The 22,669-nt window shown below is 63.6% G+C and carries 22 protein-coding genes; 14 read left to right on the forward strand and 8 right to left on the reverse strand.

What is annotated here, in order from left to right; translation table 11 throughout:
• Nucleotides 1–157: 157 nt before the first annotated feature.
• Nucleotides 158–2,836, forward strand: a complete 2,679-nt coding sequence (locus tag LB523_RS23945; RefSeq protein ID WP_224607563.1) for a caspase family protein — start codon at nt 158–160, stop codon at nt 2,834–2,836.
• Nucleotides 2,837–3,237: 401 nt separating this feature from the next.
• Here LB523_RS23945 and LB523_RS23950 read toward each other — a convergent pair whose 3' ends face one another.
• From LB523_RS23950 to LB523_RS23965, 4 genes are all read right to left on the reverse strand, one after another.
• The gene (locus tag LB523_RS23950) at nt 3,238–3,897 is read right to left on the reverse strand and encodes a transglutaminase-like cysteine peptidase (RefSeq protein ID WP_224607566.1); all 660 of its coding nucleotides are present in this window, start codon (nt 3,895–3,897) and stop codon (nt 3,238–3,240) included.
• Nucleotides 3,898–4,092: 195 nt separating this feature from the next.
• Entirely contained in the window at nt 4,093–5,505 is a 1,413-nt protein-coding gene (gene tldD / locus LB523_RS23955) for a metalloprotease TldD (RefSeq protein WP_224607569.1), read from the reverse strand.
• Nucleotides 5,506–5,604: 99 nt separating this feature from the next.
• Complete coding sequence (locus LB523_RS23960) at nt 5,605–6,072, reverse strand: YbjN domain-containing protein (protein WP_224607573.1); 468 nt, start codon at nt 6,070–6,072, stop codon at nt 5,605–5,607.
• 77 nt (nt 6,073–6,149) lie between these two features.
• The gene (locus LB523_RS23965) at nt 6,150–6,689 is read right to left on the reverse strand and encodes an invasion associated locus B family protein (RefSeq protein WP_224607577.1); all 540 of its coding nucleotides are present in this window, start codon (nt 6,687–6,689) and stop codon (nt 6,150–6,152) included.
• Nucleotides 6,690–6,900: 211 nt separating this feature from the next.
• On the opposite strand from LB523_RS23965, the gene coxB reads away from it, so the two are divergent.
• From coxB to LB523_RS24025, 12 genes are all read left to right on the forward strand, one after another.
• Nucleotides 6,901–7,902, forward strand: coding sequence for a cytochrome c oxidase subunit II (gene coxB / locus LB523_RS23970; RefSeq protein ID WP_411962584.1), 1,002 nt, complete (start codon nt 6,901–6,903; stop codon nt 7,900–7,902).
• Between the two features lie 38 nt (nt 7,903–7,940).
• The gene (gene ctaD / locus LB523_RS23975) at nt 7,941–9,590 is read left to right on the forward strand and encodes a cytochrome c oxidase subunit I (RefSeq protein WP_095766763.1); all 1,650 of its coding nucleotides are present in this window, start codon (nt 7,941–7,943) and stop codon (nt 9,588–9,590) included.
• A 76-nt stretch (nt 9,591–9,666) separates the two neighbouring features.
• A complete protein-coding gene (locus LB523_RS23980; RefSeq protein WP_224607580.1) occupies nt 9,667–10,611 on the forward strand; it encodes a heme o synthase in 945 nt (314 codons plus the stop codon).
• The gene (locus LB523_RS23985; protein WP_140541531.1) at nt 10,608–10,799 is read left to right on the forward strand and encodes a hypothetical protein; all 192 of its coding nucleotides are present in this window, start codon (nt 10,608–10,610) and stop codon (nt 10,797–10,799) included. The genes LB523_RS23980 and LB523_RS23985 overlap by 4 nt, the downstream gene beginning before the upstream one ends.
• On the forward strand, nt 10,799–11,428 hold the full coding sequence (locus LB523_RS23990) for a cytochrome c oxidase assembly protein (protein WP_224607583.1): 630 nt from the start codon (nt 10,799–10,801) through the stop codon (nt 11,426–11,428). Before LB523_RS23985 ends, LB523_RS23990 begins: the two co-directional genes overlap by 1 nt.
• Nucleotide 11,429: 1 nt before the next feature.
• On the forward strand, nt 11,430–12,311 hold the full coding sequence (locus LB523_RS23995; RefSeq protein WP_140847288.1) for a cytochrome c oxidase subunit 3: 882 nt from the start codon (nt 11,430–11,432) through the stop codon (nt 12,309–12,311).
• 84 nt (nt 12,312–12,395) lie between these two features.
• A complete protein-coding gene (locus tag LB523_RS24000) occupies nt 12,396–12,782 on the forward strand; it encodes a DUF983 domain-containing protein (protein WP_224607586.1) in 387 nt (128 codons plus the stop codon).
• The gene (locus tag LB523_RS24005) at nt 12,779–13,534 is read left to right on the forward strand and encodes an SURF1 family protein (protein WP_176476982.1); all 756 of its coding nucleotides are present in this window, start codon (nt 12,779–12,781) and stop codon (nt 13,532–13,534) included. The genes LB523_RS24000 and LB523_RS24005 overlap by 4 nt, the downstream gene beginning before the upstream one ends.
• A gap of 137 nt (nt 13,535–13,671) precedes the next feature.
• A complete protein-coding gene (ispH, locus tag LB523_RS24010) occupies nt 13,672–14,676 on the forward strand; it encodes a 4-hydroxy-3-methylbut-2-enyl diphosphate reductase (RefSeq protein ID WP_140541535.1) in 1,005 nt (334 codons plus the stop codon).
• A 6-nt stretch (nt 14,677–14,682) separates the two neighbouring features.
• The gene (locus tag LB523_RS24015) at nt 14,683–15,645 is read left to right on the forward strand and encodes a homoserine kinase (RefSeq protein WP_224607589.1); all 963 of its coding nucleotides are present in this window, start codon (nt 14,683–14,685) and stop codon (nt 15,643–15,645) included.
• Nucleotides 15,642–16,172: a ribonuclease HI gene (rnhA, locus tag LB523_RS24020; RefSeq protein ID WP_095766771.1), complete on the forward strand. Its 531-nt coding sequence runs from the start codon at nt 15,642–15,644 to the stop codon at nt 16,170–16,172. The genes LB523_RS24015 and rnhA overlap by 4 nt, the downstream gene beginning before the upstream one ends.
• 39 nt (nt 16,173–16,211) lie before the next feature.
• Nucleotides 16,212–16,805 carry a histidine phosphatase family protein gene (locus tag LB523_RS24025; RefSeq protein ID WP_224607592.1) on the forward strand — a complete coding sequence of 198 codons (594 nt, stop codon included), beginning with the start codon at nt 16,212–16,214 and terminating at the stop codon, nt 16,803–16,805.
• A gap of 3 nt (nt 16,806–16,808) precedes the next feature.
• Here LB523_RS24025 and LB523_RS24030 read toward each other — a convergent pair whose 3' ends face one another.
• From LB523_RS24030 to LB523_RS24040, 3 genes are all read right to left on the reverse strand, one after another.
• Nucleotides 16,809–17,285, reverse strand: coding sequence for a DUF2938 domain-containing protein (locus LB523_RS24030; protein ID WP_224607595.1), 477 nt, complete (start codon nt 17,283–17,285; stop codon nt 16,809–16,811).
• 91 nt (nt 17,286–17,376) lie between these two features.
• Complete coding sequence (locus tag LB523_RS24035; protein ID WP_140847305.1) at nt 17,377–17,859, reverse strand: peroxiredoxin; 483 nt, start codon at nt 17,857–17,859, stop codon at nt 17,377–17,379.
• 139 nt (nt 17,860–17,998) lie between these two features.
• Nucleotides 17,999–18,805 (reverse strand): protein-disulfide reductase DsbD domain-containing protein, encoded by an 807-nt coding sequence (locus LB523_RS24040; RefSeq protein ID WP_318011993.1) that lies wholly within the window; start codon nt 18,803–18,805, stop codon nt 17,999–18,001.
• A gap of 125 nt (nt 18,806–18,930) precedes the next feature.
• Here LB523_RS24040 and LB523_RS24045 point away from each other — a divergent pair, with 125 nt between their 5' ends.
• Nucleotides 18,931–19,539, forward strand: a complete 609-nt coding sequence (locus LB523_RS24045; RefSeq protein ID WP_095767156.1) for a YqgE/AlgH family protein — start codon at nt 18,931–18,933, stop codon at nt 19,537–19,539.
• Nucleotides 19,540–19,778: 239 nt separating this feature from the next.
• On the opposite strand, the gene LB523_RS24050 is transcribed toward LB523_RS24045, so the two are convergent.
• Nucleotides 19,779–22,667: an EAL domain-containing protein gene (locus LB523_RS24050; protein ID WP_176476983.1), complete on the reverse strand. Its 2,889-nt coding sequence runs from the start codon at nt 22,665–22,667 to the stop codon at nt 19,779–19,781.
• Between the last annotated feature and the right edge of the window lie 2 nt (nt 22,668–22,669).

Raw genomic sequence — 22,669 nt, forward strand, 5'->3', positions numbered from 1 at the left:
AGGCTCGCGTGAAAACTGTGAAGCCTCTGTTCTTTCGACGAAATTGCGCCCTAAAGCCGCCTTTTTGCAGGGTCTTAATTCTGTGGTTAGGGAAACATTCCTGCCTCTCCGGCGTTATCGCGTTGGACGAAATGGCGGACAAGGATGGCGGATTGCAATGCGCTCGCTTCGGAAAGTCATCGGCCTTGTCGTCGTTCTCATCGCGTTCGCCGTCGCGTCCACGACGGGCGCGCTCGCCCAACAGCAGAAACGTCTCGCATTCGTCATCGGCAACGCCGCCTATCCGTCGGATGCGCTGGTCACCTCCGCGAATGACGCCGGTCTGATCGCGCAGACCCTGCAGGCAGCAGGGTTCGATGTGGTCGGCGCGCGCGATGTCGACCAGGAATCGTTGCGCGGCGCGCTGCGCGATTTCCTTGGAAAGGTTTCCGCCGCCGGTCCGGACGCGACCGTTTTCGTATACCTCGCCGGCCGCGGCGTGCAGTTCGAAGGCGAGAACTATTTCTTGCCGGTCGACGCCCAGATCGCCAATCCGGCCGACGTGCCGCTGCAGGCGATGCGGCTCTCCGATATCACCAGGTCCCTGGCGGGATTGCCGGCGAAGGTCAATATCGTCGTCCTCGACGCGGCACGGCCCAATGCTCTTCCGAAAATGAGCCAGCCGCTGGCCGGCGGTCTCGCGCTGGTCGACCCCGACCCCAACATGCTGATTGCGTTCAACGCGGCGCCCGGAACGGTTGCGCCGGAAGGCAAGGGCCCATACGGGGCCTATGCTCAGGCGCTCGCCGAGATGATGCGCGAAGGCGGCTTGTCGCTTGACGATGTTTTCGACCGCACGCGGCTACGCGTCAACGAGGTGACGCAAGGCGCCGAAATCCCGTGGGACGCCTCGAAGATCAGCGCGCCTTTCGTCTTCTTCGAACGCGCTCCGGACGCGCCGCCGCCGAAGGTTTCGGAGGCCGAAGAACGGGCCAACCGGACCAGGCCGATCCGCGACTTCAATGCGCATGACGCCTATGTCGCGGCACTCGACCGCGATACGATGCGCGGCTACGAGGAATTCCTCGTCGCCTATCCGCACGATCCGATGGCCAAGCGTGTGCGCGCCATCATCGCTGCGCGGCGCGAGGCGATCACCTGGCGCGAAACATGGCTGCGGGATACGCCGGAGGCTTATTGGTCCTACCTCGAGCGCTATCCGCACGGGCTGCATGCCTGGGACGCGCGCCGCCGGCTGGAGCATTTCGACGCCGAGCTCGAGCCACCGACGAGCTTCACCGTCATCGTCTACGACGTGCCGCCGCCGCCGCCGGAGGAAATCATCTATGTCGACAGGCCGGTGCTCTATTTCGACGATCCCGATTTCGACTTCGAGCCGCCGCCGCCGATCGACGTGATATTCCTGCCGCCGCCGCCGCCCGATTTCGTCGTGCTGCCGCCGCCCCCGCCGCCGGTCGATGTTTACGTCCTGCCGACGCCGGTCTTCGTCCCCGTGCCGGTCTGGGTCAGGCCGCCGCGTGACATTGCGCCGCCGCCGAACGACATCATCTTCAACAACATTCACAACACGACCGTCATCAACAACATCAACAACACGACGATCAACAACGAGCCGGCCAATCAGGCCCGACAGCCAAACGCAAATGCACCCAGCGGCCTCACCACCGGGCAGAAGATGGCGGTTGGTGCGGGCGCGGCCTCGCTGGCGGCCAAGGTGGCGTTGCCGCCGTTGCTGCAGAAAAGGGCGGCGCTATTCAAGCAAAATCAGGGCGGCCAGCCGCTGAAGCCGGCCCAGGCTGCCACGCAGGGCCAGCAGCCTGGTGAGACGCCGCAATCGCTGAAACCGGGCCAGGCTGTCACGCAGGGCCAGCAGCCGGGTGTGACGCCGCAGGCGAGGACGATGGGCAAGCTCTCGACTGATCACGCCTTGCCGGGAGCTGACGGCAGAGCGCTGCCGCTCGTCAACGGCAAGCCGGTGCTCAACGGCCAGAACGCGCCCAACAGGAGGGTGCTGGGCAAGCAAGGCCCTGTGAGCGGCAACCAGCAGGCTACCGGGAATGCCGGCGCCCCCGTCACGGGCAACGGCCAGCAGAACGGAGTTGTCGACGATCAGGGCAAGAAGGGCAAGTTCCGCAAGTTGCCGACCGTCAATGGCGCGTCGGGCGAGAACGGGCAGAACGCCCAGCAGAGGTTTGGGAAGAACAATCCGAATGCGTTGTCCGGCCAGAACGAAGGCAGACCGAGGAAGCTGACCCGCAAGGATCTGCCGGCAGGCCAGACAGCTGTCGGACCGAGCGATCAAGGCACGGTCAACGGAGGCGATAGAGGTAAGAAGCTCCGCAAGCTGCCGACCGTCAATGGCGCGCCAGGCGAGAACGGGCAGAACGCTCAGCAGAGGTTCGGGAAGAACAATCCGAATGCGTTGTCCGGCCAGAACGAAGGCAGACCGAGGAAGCTGACACGCAAGGATCTGTCGGGAGGCCAGACAGCCCTCAGCCCGAGCGATCAAGGCTCGGTCAACGGAGGCGACAGCGGTAAGAAGTTCCGCAAGCTGCCGACCGTCAATGGTGCGCCAGCCGACAACCGGGCGAGCGTGCAGGAGCGGCTCAGGAGAAACAATCCGAGTGTGTTCTCCGACCAGAATCAGGGTTCGGCCAACGCAAACAGGAAGTTTCGCAGGCTGCCGAACGGCGAAGAGGGTTCCGCCGGCGCAGGCATCAACGTCCAGCGCAGCTTCAAGCAGGAAAGGCCGAACGTGCAGGTGCTCAGGCCGCAAAGGCCAGAGTTCCAGGCGCAGCCAAGGCTCAGATGCAAGAGAGACACCTGCAGCAGTTGAGGCCTGAGCCTCAGATGCAAGAAAGACGCTTGCAGCAGCGGCCTCAGCCTCAGATACAGGAACGGCGCCTGCCGCAGCAGCTCAAGGAGCAGCCGCCGCAGGGAAACAAAAAGCCGACCTGCGGGCGTCCTGGCGGGCCGCCCTGCCAGCAGTAGGCCAGCAAGGCTTGGCCGCGGGCGGCAACGCTCGTTCATGGGCCGGATTTTCCGGCCTATGAATTTGCGAGGTAGAGAATGTGACGGATCAGTCCGTCAAAGCAGACAAGACCGCTCTGGTCACGCCGGGAGCGATTGCGGGAAAAGGTGAAGGTTCGGGCTCGGCGACTTCGCCATAGCCTTCCGTGCAGAATTGCATCCCAGGGCGAGAGAGCGGCTCGCCGTTTCCGTGAAACGCTCTGGCCCTTATGAGCTCGGAGACAGTCGTTTCGCCGTGCCGCCGCGCTGGTTGATCGACACCCAGGTGTTCGGGTTCTGCTGCGACTGGCGTTTCAGGAAATAATAGCCGGTGGCGTTCCAGGGGCGGATTTCGTCGACCAGATTGTCCAGCACGAGATCGCCCTTGTCGGTCTTCACCGTCAGAATGGTGTGGCCCTCATTGTGGAGGTCGCGCACCACCGTCATCAGCAGCGCCTGCCGGGGGAAGCCCGCTTCCAGGAGGAGCTTGCGCTTGTAGAGCGCGTAGATCTTGCAGTCGCCCTTGCCGTCCGTCGGATAGTCCCAGTGGTCCATCATAGTGCCCCAGTGGTCGTAATTGCTGACGGGCTTGATGGAGCGGTTCGCCTTCTGATTTACCCGCTTGAGGATGCCCATGTTCTGCGCTGTCAGCCTGACGCTTGTGGCAGGCAGGGCAGGCACTTTGCATTCCTTCGGCCGGCGATGACAGAAATCGAGCCAGCCATATGGGACGCTGGTGCTGCCGCCGACTGCGGCGGAGCTCGCAGCCGTTAGCTTGAACAGCGACGATTGCGCCGCTGCAGGGCCGATTTGCAGCGATGATGCGCCAACCAGGGAAACGAGGCCAATGAGGAAAGAAGAGGTCAGGACGCCAGGGGAACGCTGCATTGCCGACACCACCGCAACGAGAAGACTGGGGAGAAGCTAATGCGCAAACGCCCGCCCCGCCAATTAAACAATTAATAATGTCCTAACACGATTGTGTTCACTTCAAGGTGGAGGATGCATTCACGCCGGAATCAACCGCCTGGCGCGCGGAGACGGCTCGGGATGGTCGTTCGTCAGGCAGTGGACGACAGACCCTCAAACCCTGGTGCCGCCCACCGTCATCTGGTTCATCCGCAGATGCGGCTGGCCGACGCCGACGGGCACGCCCTGTCCGGCCTTGCCGCACATGCCGATGCCGGTGTCGAGCTTCATGTCGTTGCCGATCATGCTGACGCGGTGCATGGCGTCCGGCCCGTTGCCGATCAGCATCGCGCCCTTGATCGGCTGCGTCACCTTGCCGTTCTCGATCATATAGGCTTCGGTGCAGCCGAACACGAATTTGCCGGAGGTGATGTCGACCTGGCCGCCGCCGAAGGAAACGGCGTAGATGCCGTTCTTGACCGAGGCGATGATCTCTTCCGGCTCCATGTCGCCCGAGGTCATGTAGGTGTTGGTCATGCGCGGCATCGGCTGGTGCGCGTAGCCTTCGCGGCGGCCGTTGCCGGTCGCCTTCATGCCCATCAACCGGGCGTTCTGGCGATCCTGCATATAGCCGACCAGTATGCCGTCATCGATCAGCACGTTGCGCGCCGAAGGCGTGCCTTCGTCGTCGACAGTGAGCGAGCCGCGCCGCTCGGGGATGGTGCCATCATCGACCACGGTGACACCCTTCGCCGCCACCTGTTGGCCCATCAGGCCGGCGAAGGCCGATGTCTTCTTGCGGTTGAAGTCGCCTTCGAGCCCGTGTCCGACCGCCTCGTGCAGCATCACGCCCGGCCAGCCGCTGGACAGCACGATGTCGAACGTGCCCGCCGGCGCAGGGACGGCCTCGAGATTAACCAGCGCCTGCCGCAGCGCCTCGCTGGCGGCATGCTTCCAGCTTTCCTCGCCGACGAACTCGCCAAAGCTCTTGCGGCCGCCCATCCCGTAGGAGCCGCTCTCCTGCCGGTCGCCATCGCCGACCACCACGGAAACGTTGATCCGCACCAGCGGGCGGATGTCGCGCACAATCTGGCCGTCGCCGCGCACGATCTCGACATGCTGCCACGAGGCGGCAAGCGACGCCGTCACCTGGCGCACACGCGGATCCTTGGCGCGCAGCCAGCCGTCGATCTCCTGCAACAGCTTGGCCTTGGCCTCGAAAGAAGGCGAGGGGATAGGGTTCTCGTCGCCATAGAGATGGCGGTTGGTGCGGGCGGGCGCTCCGGCCAATGTGCCGGAATAGCCGCCTTTGACAGCCGAGACTGCGTCTGCCGCGCGCAACAGCGAGGCTTCGGAGAGATCGCTCGAATGCGCATAACCGCTGGCCTCGCCGGCCACGGCACGCAGGCCGAACCCCTGGTCGGTGTTGAAATTGGCCGTCTTCAGCCGGCCATTGTCGAACATCAGCGCTTCGTTCTCGCTGTATTCGAGGAACAACTCGCCGTCGTCGGCGCCCTTGATGGTCTCGGTGACGATCTCCTTGACGCGATCGTCGGAAATGTCGAATTGGCCGATCAGGCTGTTCATGGCAAATCCATTCGTGGAAACAAATCGTTCCTCGGCATGTAGGCGCGAAGCCGCCTTCGCACAATCGCCAACTGGGTCAAGCCGACGATTGCGCCGCCATCAGTTGCCGCTGACGAAGTCCTTAATGTTGCCGGCCATCGCGTTCCAATTGGAAAACTGCTCCTCGAGATCGGCCCTGGTGATGCCGCCGGCAAAGCTGACATCCATCCTGAAATTCGAGCCGTCGCCCGAATAGGCCTTCACCCAGCGGTATTTTGCGTTCCAGGCGTTGGCTTGGTCAGCGGTAAGCGGGTCGGCGTAGCCGGTCGCGAATTGCAGCGACTTGCAGTTCTCGTGGTCTTCGCAGCCGTAGAAATAGATCAGGTATTTAACGCCGTCGATCCGCCCCGAAATCATCGGATCGCCGTTGTCGTCCTTTCCCATCCTGGCGGAACCGAAGCCCTTGGCGATATCGAGGATCGCCGCCGGATCGGGCCTCTGGAGGATTTCGGCGTCCTCGGCCCGGGCGGCCGAAACCGCACCGGCCAGCGCCAGCCCAGCGATGAAAGCGGACAATGACGTGCGCATGGAGCGTCCTGCCGCCAAATCCGCATTCGCCATCCGACCTCAGCGTCGGAAATGGCCGCGGTGCATGGGCAAGAAGATCAAGGTAGGGCGGCGAAGCCGTCCGCAAAGCCCTTGAGGTCGACGGGAATGCCGATGCCTTCCTCGGGCGTCTGGAAGACGATGAAGGTGGCCGACGTGCCGCTCTTCAGCGTGTCGAGCAGCGGTTTTTCAAGGATCACCTCGGCGTAGCAGCCGTCCTGGAAGCAGCGCACGAAATAGGCGCGGCCGATATCCTTGCCGTCGACATTGAGGCCAAGCCCGTTGGGCAGGAGCACGCCGAGCGGCGCCAGCACGCGCAGGATCTCGGCCTTGTTGTCGGCTGTGCGCAGCACCACGACCGAAAGCCCCATTTCAGGGCGGTCCTCGGCGACGACGTTCTGCATCATCACGCATTGCTCTGAGGTAGCACCTGCAGGCGTATCGCAGATGATCGACCACCCGCCATGCGTCGACTTCACCGTGCCGCTCGGCGGCTTGGCGTCGTTAGGCGAGGCGGGGGCGCCGACGGCTACGCCGACACCGAGCAAGGCGACGGCAAGGACGACCTTCGCCAGGGTTCTCGAAAGCCAGGAAGTCATAACGGCTCCATTGCGAATCACGGCACTTTAAGCCGCGCCGGGGCCAAGTAAAGGACGAGACCTCCGCCGGTCCGCCCCGATACCGGCAATTGCATGCTTTTCCAAAGCAAATTCGCCCGAATTGCGACCGTCGCGCATATAGCATGGCGGGCGCCGAACGCGGCCTTCGGCCTGCGCGCAAAAATGCCGCACGGTTTCCTCCGCTCCTTTCTTGCGGAGGGAAATAGAGTATGGTTTGAACCAGCCTCGGGACAGCCCGGGATTCCCAATTCCGGTGTCGTCCGTTATTGGTGCGACCAGATCGCGGGAAGTGGGAGACGAGAGGGCGATGAGGAAATTCCTGGCAAGCGCTGAATTCTTGGCAGGTACGGCAGCTTCGGCCGTGCTCTTCTCCAGTGCGGCGGCTCGTGCCGACCAGCCGCGGGAATGGGAGATGACCTTCCAGGCGCCCGCGACCGACATGATGCGGCAGATCGAGCGGTTTGGGAACTACACCATGTGGTTCATCGTCCCGATCACCATCCTTGTGCTGGTGCTTCTGCTGGTCTGCATCGTTAGGTTCCGCGCCAGTGCCAATCCAGTGCCGTCCAGGACCAGCCACAACACGCTGATCGAGGTGATCTGGACGGTCGGGCCGGTGATCGTGCTCCTGCTCATCGCCATTCCCTCCTTCCAGCTGCTCACGGCGCAGTACACGCCGCCGGAAGAAGCTAAGCTCACCGTCAAGGCGACCGGCAACCAGTGGAACTGGGATTACGAGTACCAGGTCGACAAGACCTTCTCCTTCAACTCGGCGGTTCTTCAGGATGCCGACCGCGCCAAGGCCGGCAAGGAAGATCGCGCCCGCTATCCGCGTCTGCTGGCGGTCGACAACGAGCTGGTCGTGCCGGTCAACACCATGACCCGCGTGCTGATCACCGCCACCGATGTCATCCACTCCTTCGCCGTGCCGTCCTTCGGCATCAAGATGGATGCCGTCCCCGGCCGCACCAACGAGACCTGGTTCAAGGCGGAGAAGGAAGGCCTCTACTACGGCCAGTGCTCGCAGCTCTGCGGCAAGGACCATGCCTTCATGCCGATCGCCGTGCGCGTGGTGTCCGATGCGCAGTTCAAGACCTGGCTGGATACGGCCAAGACCGACGTGCCCGCCGCCAACAAGGCGCTGATGGCCGAGATCGATGGTACCAACAAGGTAGCGGCCGCCGGCAACTGATGCCGCGGGTTAGCAAGATTTAGGGAACGGAGCGGAACATGGCAGAGGCTGCAGCTCACGATCACGGCGACCACAGGCCGCATGGCTGGGTCCGCTGGGTCTACTCGACCAACCACAAGGACATCGGCACGCTCTACCTGATCTTCGCGATCATGGCCGGCATCATCGGCGCCGCGCTCTCGGTCGCCATCCGCATGGAGCTGCAGGAGCCGGGCATCCAGATCTTCAGCGGCCTGGCGCAGATGGTCTACGGCATGCAGGGCGACGCCGCCATCGACGGCGGCAAGAGCATGTACAACGCCTTTGGCGCCGCGCACGGCCTGATCATGATCTTCTTCATGGTCATGCCGGCGCTCATCGGCGGCTTCGCCAACTGGATGGTGCCGATCATGATCGGCGCGCCGGACATGGCCTTCCCGCGCATGAACAACATCTCGTTCTGGCTGCTGCCGCCGGCTTTCATCCTGCTGCTCTCCTCGATGTTCGTGCCGAGCGCGCCGGGCGCCTTCGGCGTCGGCGGCGGCTGGACCATTTATCCGCCGCTCTCGACGTCCGGCCAGCCGGGCCCGGCGATGGACCTGGCGATCCTCTCGATCCATATCGCCGGCGCGTCGTCGATCCTCGGCGCCATCAACTTCATCACCACCATCTTCAACATGCGCGCTCCCGGCATGACGCTGCACAAGATGCCGCTGTTTGCCTGGGCGGTGCTGATCACCGCTTTCCTGTTGCTGCTGTCGCTGCCGGTTCTGGCGGGCGCCATCACCATGCTGCTCACCGATCGCAATTTCGGCACCGCTTTCTTCGTGCCGGATCAGGGCGGTGACCCGATCCTCTTCCAGCATCTGTTCTGGTTCTTCGGCCATCCCGAGGTGTACATCCTGATCCTGCCGGGCTTCGGCATCATCAGCCATATCGTCTCGACCTTCTCGAAGAAGCCGGTGTTCGGCTATCTCGGTATGGCCTACGCCATGGTCGCGATCGGCGCCGTCGGCTTCATCGTCTGGGCGCACCACATGTACACGACCGGCCTGTCGCTCGACACGCAGCGTTACTTCGTGTTTGCCACCATGGTCATCGCGGTGCCGACCGGCGTGAAGATCTTCTCCTGGATCGCCACCATGTGGGGCGGCTCGATCTCCTTCAAGCCGCCGATGCTGTGGGCGCTGGGCTTCATCTTCCTGTTTACCATCGGTGGCGTCACCGGCGTTCAGCTGGCCAATGCCGGTCTCGACCGCTCGCTGCACGACACCTATTTCGTGATCGCCCACTTCCACTACGTGCTGTCGCTGGGCGCGGTGTTCGCCATCTTCGCCGGCTGGTACTACTGGTTCCCGAAGATGACCGGCTACATGTACTCGCCCGTTATCGCCAACACCCACTTCTGGGTGACCTTCGTCGGCGTCAACCTGATCTTCTTCCCGCAGCACTTCCTCGGCCTCGCCGGCATGCCGCGCCGTACCGTCGACTATCCGGACGCGTTCGCCGGCTGGAACATGGTGTCGTCCTACGGCTCCTACATCGCGGCCGTCGGTGTCGCGATCTTCCTCTACGGCGTGTTCGAGGCCTTCCAGAAGAAGCGCGTCGCCGGCGCCAACCCGTGGGGCGAGGGCGCCACCACGCTCGAATGGCAGCTGCCTTCGCCGCCGCCATTCCACCAATGGGAACAGCTGCCGAAGATCAGATAGGCAGCGTCCCGACGCATACGAGACCGCCGGCTTGCCCGGCGGTCTTGGCCAACGGAATGATGGACTTTAAGTACGCATGGCCCTTGCCGAAGACAGATTGATGGAGGAAGCGGGTTTTCGCATGTCGGAAGCGACCGCAGGCGATTTCTTCGCCCTCCTGAAGCCGCGTGTCATGTCGCTGGTCGTCTTCACGGCCTTTGTCGGCATGATCGCGGCGCCCGTCGCCATCAATCCGCTCATGGCGGTGATCGCCATCCTCGCAATCGCCATTGGCGCCGGTGCTTCCGGCGCGCTCAACATGTGGTACGACGCCGACATCGACGCCGTGATGACGAGGACCGCCGGCCGCCCGGTGCCGTCCGGTCGCGTCACCCCAGGCGAGGCGTTGAGCTTTGGCCTTGTGCTGTCGGTGCTGTCGGTGATGACGCTCGGCGTGCTGGTCAACTGGCTGTCGGCATCGCTTCTCGCCTTCACCATCTTCTTCTACGCCGTCATCTACACCATGTGGCTGAAGCGCTGGACGCCGCAGAACATTGTCATCGGCGGCGCCGCCGGCGCCATCCCGCCGGTAATCGGCTGGGCCGCCGTGACCGGCTCGGTCAGCCTCGAAAGCGTGATCCTGTTCCTGATCATCTTCCTGTGGACGCCGCCGCATTTCTGGGCGCTGGCTCTCTTCAAATCCGACGACTACGCCCGCGCCGGCATCCCGATGATGCCGAATGTCGCCGGCCATGCCTCGACCCGTAGGCAGATCTTTGCTTATGCGCTGATCCTGGCGCCGGTCGGGGTGCTGCCCTGGGCGCTCGGCTACACCACGGCCGGCTACGGCGTCGTCTCGGCGGCCCTCGGCGCGGGCTTCGTCTGGTATGCCTGGAAAGTGCTTGCCATGGCCGACGACGATCGCGCGATGAAGCCGGCCAAGGCCCTGTTCGGCTACTCGCTGCTCTATCTCTTCGCTATCTTTGCCGCCTATCTCGTCGATTGCGTGATTGGGCGCGCCCTCATGATGGGGGGAGCATGATCGTGGCTGACAAGAAACTCGAACTGGTCACGCTGACCGAACGCCAGCAGAAGGCCCGCCGCAACCGCTCCATCGCCATCGGTCTTGCGTTGGCAGCGCTGGTCGTCGTCTTCTATGCCGCCACCATCGTGCGCTTCGGTCACAGCGGAGCCAGCATCACCGGCTCCGGCCTGCTGGGAGGCGGCTGATGGGCGGCGAGGCCAGCAGCAAGCCCCGCAAGGTGAACAACGGCATCGTCGCCGCCGTCTGCCTCGCCTTCTTCACCGGCATGGTCGGCATGGCCTATGCGGCGGTGCCGCTCTACAAGATGTTCTGCCAGGTCACCGGCTATGGCGGGACCACGCAGCGCGCCGAGAAGCAATATGCCGGCCGCGTGCTCGACCGTGATATCACCATCCGCTTCGATGCCAACACCAACGGCATTCCATGGCAGTTCGAGTCTGTCGCCCGCTCGGTGACGATCAAGATCGGCGCGACGGCGCAGGCGCATTACAGCGCCACCAACAAGTTCGACCGCACCATTACCGGCCGCGCCTCGTTCAACGTGCAGCCGGAAATGGCCGGTGCCTATTTCAACAAGGTGGAGTGCTTCTGCTTCACCGACACGACGCTGAAACCCGGCGAGACGCTGGAGATGCCGGTCGTGTTCTATGTCGATCCAGACATCGTCAACGTGCCGGAACTCAAGGACTTGAAGACCATCACCCTGTCCTACACGATGTTCCCGGTCGAAAACAAACAGCCGGTCGCCTCCTCGGCGCCGGCCGCTGGCAGCAGCAACAAAGTTCCAGATTCCGACGCAAGCCTCGGGGGTTGATATGGCAGACGCGCACGCAAAACCACAACACGACTACCATCTCGTCAACCCGAGCCCGTGGCCCTTCCTGGGTTCCGTCGGCGCGCTGGTCACCGCCATCGGCGGTGTCTGCCTGATGCAGTATCTGAAGGGCGGCAACTTCCCGGTCTTCGGCCACAACATCGCCAATCCGTGGCTGTTCTTCATCGGCATGATCATCGTGCTCTACACGATGTTCGCCTGGTGGTCGGACACCATCAAGGAAGCGCATGAGGGCCACCACACGCGCGTCGTTTCGCTGCACCTGCGCTACGGCATGATCATGTTCATCGCCTCGGAGGTGATGTTCTTCGTCGCCTGGTTCTGGGCCTTCTTCGACGCAAGTCTCTTCCCCGGCGAGGCGAACCAGTATGCCCGCACCGCCTTCACCGGCGGCGTGTGGCCGCCGAAGGGGCTTGAAGTCCTCGATCCCTTCCACTTGCCGCTCTACAACACCATCATCCTGCTTCTGTCGGGCACGACGGTGACCTGGGCGCACCACGCGCTTCTGCATGGCGACCGCAAGGGCCTGATCAACGGCCTGGTGCTGACCGTCGGCCTCGGCATGCTGTTCACCATGGTGCAGGCCTACGAGTATATGCACGCTCCGTTCGGCTTCAGAGATTCGATCTACGGCGCCACCTTCTTCATGGCGACCGGCTTCCACGGCTTCCACGTCATCATCGGCACCATCTTCCTGCTGGTCTGCCTGATCCGCGCGTGGCGCGGCGACTTCACCCCGAAGCAGCATTTCGGCTTCGAGGCGGCCGCCTGGTACTGGCACTTCGTTGACGTGGTCTGGCTGTTCCTGTTCAGCGCCATCTATGTCTGGGCCTCGAACGGCGCACTGATCGAAGGCCATTAAACCGACGGGTTTCGGAATCCCAAGGGGCGGCTGCGGCGACGTGGCCGCCTTATTCTTTGGGGCAAAAAGGTCTACGGTGAGAACATGAGCGAAGACAAGGCGATCTGGCCACCGATCGATCCGATTTCTGCCGGCCTGCATGGCCGTTGTCCGCGCTGCGGCGAAGGCAAGCTGTTCTCGGGTTTCCTCACCGTCGGCAAGCGCTGCTATAATTGCGGACTCGACTATTCCTTCGCCGATGCGGGCGATGGGCCGGCCGTGTTCGTCATCCTGATCATCGGCTTCGTCGTCGTTGGCCTCGCATTGTGGATGGAGGTGACGTTCAGTCCGCCGCTCTGGCTGCACTTTATGTTGTGGATACCGCTCGCCCTGGTGCTGTGCCTGACGGCGCTGCGCCTCATCAAGGGCGTGCTGATCACCTTGCAGTACTCCAAGAAGGCTGCTGAAGGCAGGCTGGATTCCAACGAATGAGCGAGACGACCGATTTGGTTGGCGGCCCTTCGCGGCCGCGCACAGCGTTGCTGCTTGGCCTCGGCCTTGTTCTGTTCGCCGTCTTGATCGGGCTCGGCACCTGGCAGGTCCAGCGCCTGCACTGGAAGGAAGGCCTGCTCGCGACCATTGACAAGCGCACCCATTCCGCACCGCTGGCTCTGGCGGACGTCGAGAAGGAATTCGCCGCCTCCCACGATGTCGACTACACGCCCGTGACGGTAACAGGCACTTTCCTGCATCAGGGCGAGCGGCACTTCTTTTCCACTTGGCAAGGCGACAGCGGCTTCAACGTCTACACGCCCCTGCAGCTCGAGGACGGCCGCTTCGTGCTCGTCAACCGCGGCTTCGTTCCATATGACCTCAAGGATCCCTCCAAGCGCCGGCAGGGCGAAGTCGCCGGCAAGGTGACGGTGACCGGACTCGCCCGCAATCCGCTGCCTGCAAAGCCGTCGATGATGCTTCCCGACAATGACGTCGCCAAGAACATCTTCTATTGGAAGGACCGCGACGTCATGGCGGCGACCGCCGGTCTGCCTGCCGGGTTCGTGCTGGTGCCGTTCTTCGTCGATGCCGACAAGACGCCGAATCCTGGCGGCCTGCCGGTCGGTGGCGTCACCATCATCGACCTGCCGAACAACCATTTGCAATATGCCGTCACGTGGTACGGGCTGGCCGCCGCCCTTGCAGCCGTGCTGATCCTGAGGTTGCGCCGCCCGGCGAAGGAGCAGTGAGCGTCCTCGCTCTTGACAGGGCAGGGGTGCGCACATCATTTCGCCTAATCAAACAGATAGAGCATGATGTCGTCCGAAAACCGCTTCACACCTTTCGGCATCATGTTCTTGGTTCCGACTGAATCGGCCTTGCATTCATGACCCAGAAAAAGCCACCGCTGACGATCAGGCTCTGCCAGCCGCGCGGCTTCTGCGCCGGTGTCGACCGCGCCATCCAGATCGTCGTGCTGGCGCTGAAGAAATACGGTGCGCCGGTCTATGTCCGCCACGAGATCGTGCACAACCGCTACGTCGTCGAAGGGCTGCAGAGCCTGGGCGCCGTCTTCATCGAGGAACTGTCCGAGATTCCGCCGGAGCATCGCCAGTCGCCCGTGGTCTTTTCCGCGCATGGCGTGCCGAAATCGGTGCCGGCGGACGCGCAGGCGCGCAATCTCTTTTACCTCGACGCCACGTGCCCGCTCGTCTCCAAGGTGCACAAGCAGGCGATGCGCCACCAGCGTCTCGGTCGCCACGTACTCCTGATCGGCCATGCCGGTCACCCGGAGGTGATCGGCACGATGGGACAATTGCCGGAAGGCGCGGTGACACTGATCGAGACCGAGGCTGACGCCGCGCGTTTCGTCCCCGTCGACGCTTCGGCGCTGGGCTTCGTCACCCAGACGACCTTGTCGGTCGAGGACACCGCCGGCATCATCCGGGCGCTCCAGGAGCGGTTTCCCGAACTGCATGCGGCCGCGGCCGAATCGATCTGCTACGCCACCACCAACCGCCAGGAAGCGGTGAAGGAGACAGCGGCCGGCGCCGATCTTTTCCTTATCGTCGGCGCTCCCAATTCGTCCAATTCGCGTCGCCTTGTCGAAGTGGCGGAGCGCGCCGGCGCGACAATGTCGCTTCTCGTGCAGCGCGCCGCCGAAATTCCGTGGGATGAGATCGCTGGGATCAGGACGCTCGGCCTGTCGGCCGGCGCCTCGGCGCCGGAAATCATCGTCGACGAGATCATCGACGCGTTCCGGCAACGCTTCGACGTCACCATCGATCTGGCCGTCACGGCCACGGAAACGGAGGATTTTCCGGTGATGCGGGTGTTGCGCGATGTCGAACTGACGGCGGCCGACATGGCCTTCGTCAACGGAGCGGCGTGAAACCGGATGGCCGTCTACACCGACGTCAACGAAGGCGAGCTGACCGCATTCCTCAAGGCCTATCCGGTGGGTGAGCTGCTCTCCTATAAGGGCATCGCCGAAGGCACCGAGAATTCCAATTTCCTGGTCCACGCCTCGACCGGCTCCTACATCCTGACGCTCTACGAGAAGCGGGTCGACAAGGCCGATCTGCCGTTCTTTCTCGGCCTGATGGGCCATCTCGCCAGGAAAGGCATTTCCTGCCCGCTGCCGGTCACCGCGCATGACGGCACCGTCATCGGCACGCTGGCCGGCCGGCCCGCCGTCATCATCACCTTCCTCGAAGGCCTGTCGCTCAGGCGGCCGACGGCCGCGCATTGTGGCGAGGTCGGCAAGGCGCTCGCCGGCCTGCATCTTGCCGGCCAGGATTTTCAGATGAGGCGGCCGAACGCTCTGGCGATCGACGGCTGGCGCAAGCTCTGGGCGGCCTCGCGCGAGCGCGCCGACGAGGTCGAGCCCGGCTTGGCGGCAGAGGTCGATGCCGATTTCGCCGATTTCGAGCGCAACTGGCCCACCGGCCTGCCGAAGGGCATCATCCATGCCGATCTGTTCCCGGACAATGTCTTCTTCCTCGGCGAGAAACTGTCCGGGCTGATCGACTTCTATTTCGCCTGCGACGACCTCTACGCCTATGATGTCGCCACCTGCCTCAACGCCTGGTGCTTCGAGAAGGATTTTTCCTTCAACCTGACCAAGGGGACGGCGCTGCTGGCCGGCTACCAGTCGGTGCGGCCGCTTCAGGACGACGAGAAGGCGGCGCTGCCGATGCTGGCGCGCGGCTCGGCGCTGCGCTTCATGCTGACCCGCCTCTATGACTGGCTGACCATTCCGGATGGCGGGCTGGTGATGAAGCGCGATCCGACCGAATATATCCGCCGCATGCGCTTCCACCGCGCCATCAAGTCGCCATCCGAATACGGGCTGACATGAACAAGCAGATCGAGATCTTCACCGACGGCGCCTGCTCGGGCAATCCCGGGCCGGGCGGCTGGGGCGCAGTGCTTCGCTACAACGGCGTCACCAAGGAGCTGTCCGGCGGCGAGGCCGAGACCACCAACAACCGCATGGAGCTGCTGGCCGCCATCACCGCGCTCAACGCGCTGAAGGAGCCTTGCGCGGTCGACCTCTACACCGACAGCAAATACGTCATGGACGGCATCTCCAAATGGATCCACGGCTGGAAGAAGAACGGCTGGAAGACCGGCGACAGGAAGCCGGTCAAGAATGGCGAGCTCTGGCAGGCGCTCGATGAGGCCAACCGGCGTCACAAGGTCGTCTGGCACTGGGTTAAGGGCCATGCCGGCCACCCGGAGAACGAGCGCGCTGACGAACTGGCCCGGCAGGGCATGGCACCGTTCAAGAAGGGCCCGGTGAAGCCTGTTTTGGCGGCGCAGCCCGCAGCGCAGCCGAAGCGGCCGGCGGTTGCGAAGGCGCGACGCTCGACCCAGAGCTACTGATCGGCCATCGAGCCCGCATCTGATCGGAGAAAGTTTGCCTTGCCGATCGCCTATTACATTACCCATCCGCAGGTTCGGATCGACGCCAACATTCCGGTGCCGGAATGGGGGCTGTCTGACATCGGCCGGGCAAGGGCTGTTGCGATGCTCGATCAGCCCTGGATCGGCTCGATTGGGCGCATCGTGTCGTCCGCTGAACGCAAGGCGGTCGAAACTGCGGAAATCCTGGCGAAGCACCTCCATCTTGAGGTCGAGGTGCGGGAGCGGATGCACGAGAACGACCGGTCGGCGACGGGCTTCCTGCCGCCGCCGGAGTTCGAAGCGGTTGCCGACGAGTTCTTCGCCAGGCCGCATGACAGCATCCGCGGATGGGAAAGGGCGATAGACGCGCAGCAGCGCATCATGGGCGAAGTCGACGCCGTGCTTGGTACCGGCCTCACCGGCAACGTGGCTTTCATTGGCCACGGAGGCGTGGGAACACTTCTGCTGCTTTCGCTCGATGGCCGCGAGATCAGCCGTATCGCGGATCAGCCGGCGGGCGGCGGCAATTACTTCGCCTATGACATTGAGGCTCGCCGCATCCTGCACGGCTGGCGCCCCATCGACGAACTGGCGCCGCATAGCGGCATTTGATCGTCAGCGGATCAGCAGCGCCGTCGAGAACATGCCGAGCGCGAACACAGTGTGCGCCAGGAGGTTGAGCGCGCGCACCTTCATCGGATTGGGAAGCTTGGACGCCGCCCAGCCGGCGCCCATGCCCGGCGCCAGGAGGAACCAGCCGGCCCCAACCGTGACGATGCCGAGGATGAAGGCCGGCAGGAATGTCGGTGCCGCCAGCCAGCCCGCGCCGGCGAGCACGACAAGGATCACGCCGTAGAGAATGCCGACGAGGTAGTGGAATGCCCAGCCGAGCGCCTTTTCATGCGCATAAGGTGCCGCCTTGCCGATATCGTCGTGAAAAACCCTCTTCGGCAGATGCCGCACCCAGCGTCCGACCATGCCCCAGCTGGGCAATGGCAGGCCGAACGCCTTGTTGAGGACGATCGCCCAGACATCCATGAATACTGTGGCGCCGATGCCGATCGCCACTGCGCGCCAGACGGTGTCAAACATCAGAACATGATCCTGAACCGAAGGTCAGCGAACGCAAAAAGTGGAACTGGTTTTCGGACAAGATCATGGGGTCAACGAAACCTGACCTGATCTAGAGCTGCTCGAGGATTTTTGCCGCGCCGCTCTCGTCGACGCCCGGCTTGGTCTCGACATTGAGCGCCACGACCTTGCCGTCGTCGACGATCATTGAGAAGCGCTTCGAGCGCAGGCCCATGCCGGCCCCGGACAGATCGTTGTCTAGTCCCACCGACCTGGCGAAATCGCCGCTGCCGTCGGCGAGATAGAGGATCTTGCCTTCGCCGCCGGTGAACCGCGCCCAGGCGCCCATGACATGCACGTCGTTGACCGAGACGACGGCGATCGTGTCGACGCCGCGGGCCAGGATGGCGTCATGATTCTCCAGATAGCCAGGCAGGTGGTTGTTGCTGCAGGTCGGCGTGAAGGCGCCGGGAACGCCGAACAGCACGACTTTCTTGCCGGCGAAGATCTCATCGCCGGTGATCGACTTTGCGCCGTCCGCGGTCATCGTCTTGAAGGTCGCTTCGGGCAGTTTTTCGCCAACCGCAATGGTCATGGGGTGCCTCGCTTGGGGGATGGGAAGGATCGATGCCTTCGATATCGGACTGCGCGGGCTCCGGCAACTCTTCAGAGCAATTCCAGGGAAAGTGTGCAGCGGTTTTCCGTCCGGAATTGCGGCTCAGAAAGACCCTGGATCAAGGGAAAGGCAGCAGCCCGTCCACCGAACCCTCGGCACTGGTCAGCGTGTAATACAGCCCGCCATCGGTCGGCGCCGCCGACGGCCGGTCGAGGATCGGCACGGTGAAGACGAGCTTGCCATCCTTCTGACTGCGCATCGGCGCGCCGAACATGTAGTCGCGCTCGCCGGCGATGAAGAGATCGACGGATTGCGGATCGCCGGGCGACTGCGCCTGGACGACAAGGGTCTCATGGTCGCTGGACAGCACGCTGATGCCAAAATCGGACCGGGCCGGGGAGGGCAGCGTCGCAAGTGCGGTTTTCACCAGGGCCGCGTCGGTCGCGTTATCGGGGTCGGACCCGGGATCGACGCTGAGCCGGGTCTGCACTGGAATGCAGATCGTCTCGCAGATGCCGAGGAAGATGTTGGCATCGATGGTCGCCGGCTGGTCGGGCGAAGACAGCGTGAACGTCACCGGCAGCGACACCGGACGATCGTAGCCGGCCCATTTGCCGTAGCCGTCGTCATGCCGCTGCGGCGGCGGGAACGACAATTGCGCGTCGACGACATTGGTGCTGCCCGATATGTCGAGTTGCGGCGGCACGCCGGCGTCGCCTGGATCGCGCCAATAGGTTTTCCAGCCGGGCTTCAACGCGATGTCGAGCACGCCGTGGATCTTGCCGGCCTGGTCGGGCTTGCCGGTGGTCACCAGCCGAACCTTGCCGCCTTCACTGTTGTACCAGTTAGAGGAGGAGGCCTCAGCCGGTAGGCTTGTAGCCCACCCGAAAACGACGCCGAGAACCAGTAATTTCATGTATCGCATGCGGTGATTTGACCGTCCGTTCTTGGCCGCGCAATGACTTCATCGCTCTCCCGGTATCATATTTGCGTGACATCGGGGACTGGCACCATCTTTTCGGCGCTGCCGAAACGCGTTACGCTGAGGCCATGGACTTGCTGCGCCACAAGAAGTCGGCCGCCGGACGCGGTTTCCTCGACGATCAGTTCCTGATTGCCATGCCTGGCATGAAGGACGACCGTTTCGCGCGCTCCGTCATCTACATCTGCGCCCATAGCGACGAGGGCGCGATGGGCCTGATCATCAATCAGACGCAGCAGATGCTGTTTCCGGACCTGCTTGTGCAACTCGGCATCATGAACGAGCAGGAAGCGATCCGCCTGCCGGCGCATACGCGCGATTTCGTCGTGCGCAACGGCGGGCCCGTCGATCGCAGCCGCGGCTTCGTGCTGCATTCGGGCGACTATCGCGTGGAATCCTCGCTCAACGTCTCCGACGATATCTGCCTGACGGCAACCGTCGATATCCTGCGGGCCATCTCGACCGGCCGCGGCCCGCGCCATGCCCTCATGGCGCTCGGCTATTCCGGCTGGGGCGCCGGCCAGCTCGAAACGGAGATCTCCGAGAATGGCTGGCTCACCTGTCCGGCAACGCCCGAGCTTCTCTTCGACACCGATATCGAGCGCAAATACGACCGTATCCTTGCCTCGATCGGCATCGACCTCGCCCATCTGAGCGCCGCCGCCGGACACGCTTAGCACGTTCGTCATCCTAGGGCGGAGCAAGGAGCGAACGACGCGCGCAGACCCTAGGATCCATGCCGTTACATCGAGCATAGGTTGCAGCGGTGCAGAACTCTGCAACGCTTTTCAATGCGTTAACGTCACGGAATGGATTCTCGGTCAAGCCCGAGAATGACGATGTGATGGACGTAACGGCCAATCGCAGAGTGTCTCGCTACTCCATTAGAACGACCGGCCGCATCAGGCCCCCCAACCTAAGCCTGGGTCAGCGGATACTGCTCCCTCAGCGTCTTCAGCACCTGGTCGCCGGGCATCGGCGCGCCGAACATGAAGCTCTGCACATATTCGCAGCCCATCTGGCGCAGCTCCAGCGCGTCGCTTTCATCCGAAATGCCTTCCGCCACGACCGAAAGCCCCAGCTCATGCGCCATGTTGACCATCGATTTGAGCAGCACGGCACGCTTCGGCGTGGCGTCGTCGACGAAGCTCTTGTCGATCTTGATGGTGTCGAAGGGGAAGCGCGTCAGGTAGGAGAGCGAGGAATAGCCGGTGCCGAAATCGTCGAGCGACAATCCGATGCCGAGCTGCTTCAGCTTGGTCAGCACATGCGCGGTCTGCTCGGGATTGTCCATCACCAGGGACTCGGTGAGCTCCAGCCGGAAGCAGCGCGGTTTCAGATTGGCGCGCGCTATGACCGAGCGGACGTCGCTGACCAGGTCGCGGCGGATGAGCTGGCGGCTGGACAGGTTGACCGACACCGACAGCGGCGCGTCGCCGATCTGCTTCTGCCAGGTCGCGAGGTCCTCGGCCGCCTGCTGCATGGCGAACAGGCCGAGCTGCACGATCAGCCCGCAATTCTCGGCGACCGGAATGAAGTCCCCCGGCGGGATCATGCCGCGGCGCGGATGGTCCCAGCGCAGCAGCGCCTCGAAGCCGGCGACGCTGCCATCCTCCAGCCGCACGATCGGCTGATAGGCAAGCGTGAACTCGCGCCGCTCGATGGCGCGGCGAAGGTCGGATTCGAACTGCAGCCGGTCGGTGCCGACGGTGCGGAAGGCGGGACGGAAGGGCTCGATTCTGTCGCCGCCAAAACGCTTGGCCTGGTGCATGGCAAGCTCGGCGTCCTTGACCATGTCCTCGGCCGAAGTCTGCGCCGTCGTCCAGGTGATCAGGCCGATCGATGCGGTGAGCACGATTTCTCGCTTGGCGAAGGTGATCGGATTGTTGATCGCGTGCTTGATGGCGTCCGCCATGGCAGCGATGCGGGCCGGGTCCTGTTCCGAAAGCAGCATCAGCGCGAACTGGTCGCCGGCAAAGCGCGACAGCGAATCCTTCGGCTTGAGCAGCCGGTGCAGCCGGCGCGCGACGGTGAGCAGAATGGTGTCGCCGGCGGAGATGCCAAGGCCGTCATTGACCTGCTTGAAGCGATCGATGTCGATGATGAAGACCGTCGGGCGCACCTTCTCCTCGGTGCGGGCGATCGAGATGATCGCTTCCAGTCGGTTCATGAACAATTCGCGGTTCGGCAGGCCGGTCAAATTGTCATGCACGGCGTCGTGCAGCAGCCTTTCCTCGGATTTCTTCTGCTCGGTGACGTCGATCATGGTGCCGACGCAGCGGATCACCTCGCCGTCGGAGCCGATCACCGGGCGGGCGCGCAGCGAGAACCAGTGGTAATGGCCGTCGGCGCCGCGCAGGCGGAAGTTCTGCGCTACCTTGCCGCGCCTATGCTCCAGCACCACGTCGAGCGTGGTGCGGAACGTGTCGCGGTCGTCGGCATGCAGCACCGGCAGCCAGTTGCGGGCCGCACCCCCAAGGCTGTTGGGCGCAAGGCCGAGCTGCAGGCTGATGTCGGGCTTGGTCACCACGCGGTCGCGCAGCACGTCCCAATCCCAGACGATGTCGCCCGAGCCGGCGACGGCGAGCGCCTGCCGCTCCAGGTCGGAGAACAGGCCCTGATGCAGCGCGCCGCCGGCAAAGGCGTGCTGCATGACCGTGAAGCCGATCAAGAGGATGATCAGGATCAGCCCGCCGCCCAGCGCCGGCTGGGCGATGTCGTTGTCCAGCATGCCGGTGATCGCCATCCACGATCCGCATAGCCATAGCAACACCATCACCCAGCTCGGCACCAGCATGATCGCGCGGTCATAGCCGCGGATGCCGAGGAAGATGATCAGGCCGAGACCCGTGAGCGCGGTGGCGGCGAACGAGATGCGGGCAACGCCGGCGGCGACCGCCGGATCGACGATGGCGACCCCCGCGATCAACAGCAGCCCGAGGATCCAAACCAGCGCGCCGTAGCTGAAATGACCATGCCACCGGTTGAGGTTGAGATAGGCGAACAGGAACACCACGAAGGTTCCGGCCAAGGCCACCTCCGTGCCGGCCCGCCAGATCTGCTCGTTGCCGGGCGATATCTCGATGATCTTGTTGAGGAAGCCGAAGTCGACGCAGATATAGGCCAGTACCGCCCAGGCGAGCGCCGCGGTCGCCGGGAACATCGAGGTTCCCTTGACCACGAACAGGATCGTCAGGAACAGCGCAAGAAGCCCCGAAATGCCGATGACGATGCCGCGAAACAGCGTGTAGGAGTTGACCGAGTCCTTGTAGGAATCCGGCTCCCAGAGATAGACCTGCGGCAGTTTCGGCGAGGCGAGCTCGGCGATGAAGGTCACCACCGTTCCGGGGTTCAGCGTCACCCGGAACACGTCGGCGTCGGGGCTTGTCTGGCGGTCGAGCGCGAAGCCCTCGCTGGGCGTGATGGCGGCGATGCGCGTGGAGCCGAGATCCGGCCAGAAGATGCCGGAATTCACCAGCCGGAAATGCGGCGCGACGATCAGCCGGTCGAGCTGCTGGTCGGTGGTGTTGGCGAGCGCGAAGACGGCCCAGTCGCCGCTCGAGCGAGCATCATTGGCTTCCACTTCGATGCGCCGCACGATGCCGTCGGGGCCGGGCGCCGTCGAGACCTGGAAATTCTCACCCTGGTTCCGGTAGATTTCCACGGCGCGCGATAGGTCCAGCGCCTTGTCGTCGCGCGCGATCTTGATCGGCTCGACGGCAAAAGCCGGCATGGCCGAAAAAAGCGTGACGACGACCGTCATGATGAGGGCGAATAGCGACGCTAATCGCGGAAAATTCGTCACAA

This window comes from Mesorhizobium sp. ESP-6-4 (assembly GCF_020164735.1).
Classification (GTDB): Bacteria; Pseudomonadota; Alphaproteobacteria; order Rhizobiales; family Rhizobiaceae; genus Mesorhizobium.

Bases quoted from the DNA above. Each gene is read 5' to 3' on its own strand.
- LB523_RS23945 (WP_224607563.1), top strand. From the start codon at position 158: ATGCGCTCGCTTCGGAAAGTCATCGGCCTTGTCGTCGTTCTCATCGCG.
- LB523_RS23950 (WP_224607566.1), bottom strand. From the start codon at position 3,897: ATGCAGCGTTCCCCTGGCGTCCTGACCTCTTCTTTCCTCATTGGCCTC.
- tldD (WP_224607569.1), bottom strand. From the start codon at position 5,505: ATGAACAGCCTGATCGGCCAATTCGACATTTCCGACGATCGCGTCAAG.
- LB523_RS23960 (WP_224607573.1), bottom strand. From the start codon at position 6,072: ATGCGCACGTCATTGTCCGCTTTCATCGCTGGGCTGGCGCTGGCCGGT.
- LB523_RS23965 (WP_224607577.1), bottom strand. From the start codon at position 6,689: ATGACTTCCTGGCTTTCGAGAACCCTGGCGAAGGTCGTCCTTGCCGTC.
- ctaD (WP_095766763.1), top strand. From the start codon at position 7,941: ATGGCAGAGGCTGCAGCTCACGATCACGGCGACCACAGGCCGCATGGC.
- LB523_RS23980 (WP_224607580.1), top strand. From the start codon at position 9,667: ATGGCCCTTGCCGAAGACAGATTGATGGAGGAAGCGGGTTTTCGCATG.
- LB523_RS23985 (WP_140541531.1), top strand. From the start codon at position 10,608: ATGATCGTGGCTGACAAGAAACTCGAACTGGTCACGCTGACCGAACGC.
- LB523_RS23990 (WP_224607583.1), top strand. From the start codon at position 10,799: ATGGGCGGCGAGGCCAGCAGCAAGCCCCGCAAGGTGAACAACGGCATC.
- LB523_RS23995 (WP_140847288.1), top strand. From the start codon at position 11,430: ATGGCAGACGCGCACGCAAAACCACAACACGACTACCATCTCGTCAAC.
- LB523_RS24000 (WP_224607586.1), top strand. From the start codon at position 12,396: ATGAGCGAAGACAAGGCGATCTGGCCACCGATCGATCCGATTTCTGCC.
- LB523_RS24005 (WP_176476982.1), top strand. From the start codon at position 12,779: ATGAGCGAGACGACCGATTTGGTTGGCGGCCCTTCGCGGCCGCGCACA.
- ispH (WP_140541535.1), top strand. From the start codon at position 13,672: ATGACCCAGAAAAAGCCACCGCTGACGATCAGGCTCTGCCAGCCGCGC.
- LB523_RS24015 (WP_224607589.1), top strand. From the start codon at position 14,683: ATGGCCGTCTACACCGACGTCAACGAAGGCGAGCTGACCGCATTCCTC.
- rnhA (WP_095766771.1), top strand. From the start codon at position 15,642: ATGAACAAGCAGATCGAGATCTTCACCGACGGCGCCTGCTCGGGCAAT.
- LB523_RS24030 (WP_224607595.1), bottom strand. From the start codon at position 17,285: ATGTTTGACACCGTCTGGCGCGCAGTGGCGATCGGCATCGGCGCCACA.
- LB523_RS24035 (WP_140847305.1), bottom strand. From the start codon at position 17,859: ATGACCATTGCGGTTGGCGAAAAACTGCCCGAAGCGACCTTCAAGACG.
- LB523_RS24040 (WP_318011993.1), bottom strand. From the start codon at position 18,805: ATGCGATACATGAAATTACTGGTTCTCGGCGTCGTTTTCGGGTGGGCT.
- LB523_RS24045 (WP_095767156.1), top strand. From the start codon at position 18,931: ATGGACTTGCTGCGCCACAAGAAGTCGGCCGCCGGACGCGGTTTCCTC.